Source organism: Nostoc sp. CHAB 5836 (genome assembly GCF_020829445.1).
GTDB lineage: Bacteria > Cyanobacteriota > Cyanobacteriia > Cyanobacteriales > Nostocaceae > Nostoc.
The window spans coordinates 1-4,111 of the sequence record NZ_JAIVFV010000307.1; the positions used below are offsets into that span (position 1 = coordinate 1).

Annotated in this window: 3 protein-coding genes; 1 reads left to right on the plus strand and 2 read right to left on the minus strand. The window is 41.1% G+C overall.

Going from position 1 to position 4,111, the window contains the following annotated elements; genetic code table 11:
* On the minus strand, nucleotides 1-1,047 hold a 1,047-nt coding region (locus tag LC605_RS31465; protein WP_229551321.1), incomplete at its 3' end, for a DUF1565 domain-containing protein.
* A 235-nt stretch (nucleotides 1,048-1,282) separates the two neighbouring features.
* Entirely contained in the window at nucleotides 1,283-3,385 is a 2,103-nt protein-coding gene (locus LC605_RS31470) for an FAD-dependent oxidoreductase (RefSeq protein WP_229551322.1), read from the minus strand.
* Nucleotides 3,386-3,948: 563 nt separating this feature from the next.
* Between LC605_RS31470 and LC605_RS31475 the strand changes: the two genes are divergently transcribed.
* The gene (locus LC605_RS31475) at nucleotides 3,949-4,086 is read left to right on the plus strand and encodes a hypothetical protein (RefSeq protein WP_229551323.1); all 138 of its coding nucleotides are present in this window, start codon (nucleotides 3,949-3,951) and stop codon (nucleotides 4,084-4,086) included.
* Nucleotides 4,087-4,111 lie beyond the last annotated feature (25 nt).

Here is a 4,111-nt window from a genome sequence, read left to right on the forward strand (position 1 = left end):
TGTTGCTATTGGTGTTGGTGTTGGTGTTGGTGTTGGTGTTGGTGTTGGTGTTGCTATTGGTGTTGGTGTTGCTATTGGTGTTGGTGTTGCTATTGGTGTCGGTGTTGCTATTGGTGTTGGTGTTGCTATTGGTGTTGGTGTTGCTATTGGTGTTGGTGTTGCTATTGGTGTTGGAACCGAACTATCTGCAAACTCTATGTTTCCAGCGACTTTAGACGCATCTATTTTATTTCCTAAAGAAACTAGCTTATTGGAACTGGCATTTTGCAAATCAAATTTACCGTTATTGCGTAGAGTATTACCTCCTGGATTATTGGTACTGCCCATATCCGGTAGAGCAGTTCCAATTACTGTGATACCATCATCAGTGTTATTTTCACTGACATTATTGCGTAATACCGGACGAGCGCTACCAGAGATGATAATCCCAGAACGGTTTTCATAAATTCTGTTATCTCGAAGGGTGGGTGATGCAGTATCACTAATGGCAATGCCAAAACCTGTTTTAAAGTAGGTGTTATTTTCAATTTTACCTTTAGAATTTTTGGCGATCGCAATTCCATTGGCTGCATTCTCACTGAACACATTACCGAGAATAACTGGATTAGCCTCGCCTGTTGCAAATACTCCCTCCCGTTTATTATTGATGAAGGTGCTATTGGCAACAGTAGGGGCAGTTGATTCAATCCAGACACCACTACCACGGCTAGCCAAATTTGTTACGGTCACTCCCCGCAATTCGGCTTTATCTAATAACACAAATGTGACATTCTGAGCAGCAAAAGTACGGCTTAAGTAACTACCACTCCCTTCAATCAAAATGCCATTACCTTTGTTGGCTTCGTTACCTACCACTGTGACACCAGAGGGAATCGTTAGGGGAAAGACTTCACCGCTAGCAGCATTGTAATTACCATCTGCCAGTTGAATCTTGGTGTTGTCTGTAGCTACCTTAAGGGCTTGCGTAATAGTTTTGAACGGGGCTTGTTGGCTACCTGGGTTAGTATTACTGCCTGATACTGGATTTACGTAAAAAGCTTGAGCCATATTTATACTTCCAAAAAATACATAGCTATCCTAACGCTAACTATGAAAGTGAGTAGCAGTTGATGCATTAAGTTACTTAAAGTACTTGTCCTGCAAAGTTAAAAAATTACGTAAATGCTTTTGGTTTCACTAATAGTCCATCAAGTTAACGAAAGCCTGTTACGTAGTAAGCACTGAAGTGCTTAACACAAGGACTAAAGTCAGTAGATCGAAAACTTTTGTAAGCTGACGAAATCTAGGTGAGTAGATGACTCGCTGTCCTCAAGATGAGCTCCATCATCAAAGGAAGGCGAATATTTTCCTGCTTCGTGTAGAAACAGTATTTCATACTTTCTCGTGTTGGATACCAAGTCTCACCTGCGGTTACCTTTTTCTCGCATTTCCAAACTTTGTCCAAGACTTGGGGCTCGTTTATTGCCAATTGGAAACCATTACGCACAAATCGCTCCGACCACTCTTGGGTGCTGTGAAAGCTTTGTACACTATCAAATAATTGCTTTTTAGCGGACTTTTGTACTGCATCACTTGTTACTGCTTGTAAACAGATTCCGTACTTAACAACTCGATGCAACTCTTGTATGGCTTGATCGATATCGCTATCAGGAATGTGGCAGAGGCAGGTATCATATACAAAATCGAAATAGTTGTCTGCAAACGGTAGAGCGCGTATATCAGCAAGAAGATTTTTATGTCTTAGCTTTCGGTGCGTCTGTTTGTGAATGTACTCGTTATTCTCAATCCCCCAAGCGTCAATACCTTCTTTTGCCAAGGCAGCCAGAGTCAGTCCGTTAGCCGCACCTGAATTTAATAGTCGATAAGGAGGCTTCCTTCTCCAGACAATATCGATCAGCTTGATGATATATTTCTTGTCAAAATATTCTTCAAGTACTTTTTGCTCGCGCTGCTTGCCATTGTAGTCATCAAAATCAGACTTGTTAGTACTACTAGTCTTGGCTTTTTTATGGTTGATAGGCGTGGAGTGAAGCTTTGGTTTCTTGAAGTAGTTTAGGATCATATCTGTGGCGATATCTGCTGAATCTAATACGCCATTGATTGTGGAATCAAATAGATAGTCACCGACTACGAACAGTCCAGGATGTTCTTGAGGCTCTGGCAAATGTCGAGCTTTAGAACCCTTGATTGGATGACCGCCAGGTTGAGCACTGACTGTTCCAACCCAGCGATGAACGTGACCTTCAATAAATAAGTCTCGTCCTTCTATCAATGATTTTGGGAGTGTTTCCAGCACCTTACGGATTAAAATCTGATCCTCATAGTTGCTCATAATTAGAGCATCGCTACCACCTAAGAGCCAACTGAGAACACCGTAAGTACCCGCATCATATCTTGAGCTTTCATCATATACACAGCAGCCGCCAAAAGCATCTAATTGAAAATAGGAATCGGTAATTAGCTTTCGCCAGAATGGCTTTTGAAAGAGAATGCTGATCCGGAGATAGTGTGCGGGGCTGTCGTAGTATGCGTGATGCTCTTGCATGGCCAAAGCTAACCGCTTTCCACCCCACTCAATCCGTGGTAACCAATAATTTGGTAAAGCTAACACCACAATGTCGAAATCATTTGACTCGACTTGTTCATTGTGGCGGAAAGAAACACAGTAGGTATTGTAATGAGTCTTTTGGACACGCACTACCGGACAGCTCAGCTGCACCCGGGCAGAAATTTGCTGTTTCAGCGTCTGAGGTAGACGTTCTATCCCACCTGCGATTGTATAAAGTCGTAGATAACGTGGATCGTCCATCAGACAGTTCTCTAAACCAAATAGGCCATTGGTCAGATGTGGTTCAATGGCCAAATCGCTATGTACTGCTACCTGCAAAAAACGTCTAGCTGCATCGTCAGGAATCTTGGCAAGTACTGATTGGAACGAACGTTGTGCCCAGATATGCTGATTGTCATCAGGCCAACCAGCGTCATAATAATTCTGTGGGCTAAGAAGCGCACTACCACGTTTGCGAAAGTTATCTATAGCTTTAACCGTCTTCTTGCCAAAGTGACGTTTGATGTCTCCTTTGTGCCGCATGATCCGATCGCCAAATACAACTGTTTGTCCGAACATATTAATTGTCGGTAGCCCCAGTTCTGCAATCAGATGCCGCAAGGGATCGTGTCCTAAGTGAGAATAATCATAGATTTCTGCTACGCCAGCTTCGTAAGTAACTGCGGCTGTCTCAAACTGTCTTGTAAGGATTTTTCCACCGACTCTTTCGTTGGATTCAAACAGAGTGATGTCTAAATTCTCTGAACTTTTCTTCTCTAATAAGTAAGCTGTGATTAGTCCGCCAGTACCGCCGCCGATAATTGCAATTCTTTTCATAACTCTGCAATAAATTTTTACAAGGTCAATGATTTTGACTTGAATTCTTTGTATTCCAAGGCAGCCGAGTATTCTCTATGACTAGCCCTTTCAAGGTGATTGGTAAAATCTCTTTTTTCTCTCTGCGCTCTCTGCGTCTGGAGCGGTTAAAAAGTAATTAATTTAACCACAGAGGCGCAGAGAACACAGAGTCAAGAGATTAAGGAGGAATTTTTTGACCAAAATTTTTACCCACCTTGAAAGGGTAGTCCTATCCTCTTATTTGTTATCCAGCAACACAGCATCGAATTGATTTACTAACTTGATATGTAGGATGTAGTTTTTATGTACTATTACATAAATTTTTGTTCCAATGCTGACGTTGAAGAACACAAATATGTATTACACTGTATATTATCATGCAATTAACCTATGATTAACATTAAATTAAAAATTAAAAAAACTCAGTAAATATTTGTTAATTGATAGGTAAGCCGATAGTGATAAATCACTTCATTTAGACACACAGGAAATTGGGGTTTTGATAAGTATCGTCAGAGCTTAAATTAGGAGGTGCAATATTCATGACAGCCATGAACTACACACTGAATCAAAAACTAGAATTGAGAGTTGGCGAAAGATTGCGAATAAAGGTTCGGGAACCTAATGGTCACACAAGCGCTCAAGCTGACCAACCAGGAAACTATACACCTATAGATTAACAAATATTTACTGAGTTTTTTTAAT